Annotated in this window: 1 pseudogene; it reads left to right on the top strand. The window is 56.5% G+C overall.

From position 1 onward, the window contains the following. Window positions 1-106 precede the first annotated feature (106 nt). Window positions 107-322: pseudogene (locus tag Q4563_RS18175) on the top strand (2,3-bisphosphoglycerate-independent phosphoglycerate mutase); the annotation flags it as partial.

Raw genomic sequence — 322 nt, 5'->3', positions numbered from 1 at the left:
GACCTGGGATCGTTTGCTGGATGTCTTCCCCAACACCCTGATCCAGACTTATGGAGAAGCGGTTGGCTAGCCAGATGGGCACATGGGCAACTCCGAAGTCGGCCATATGAATCTCGGGGCTGGTCGCATCGTTTACCAGAACTTCACCCGTATCAACAAAGCCATTGTTGATGGCGAGCTGCAACAGAACCCGGCACTGGTGGCAGCGATGGACAAGGCCAAAGCCGCAGGGGGCGCAGTACATTTCACCGGTCTGCTATCACCTGGCGGTGTTCATAGCCATGAAGACCATCTGGTCGCCCTGCTCGAAATGGCCCATGAG

The organism is Gilvimarinus sp. 1_MG-2023, from assembly GCF_030548285.1.
The sequence above is the reverse complement of the archived record's forward strand: the minus strand, read 5'-3'. Positions and strand labels throughout refer to the sequence as shown.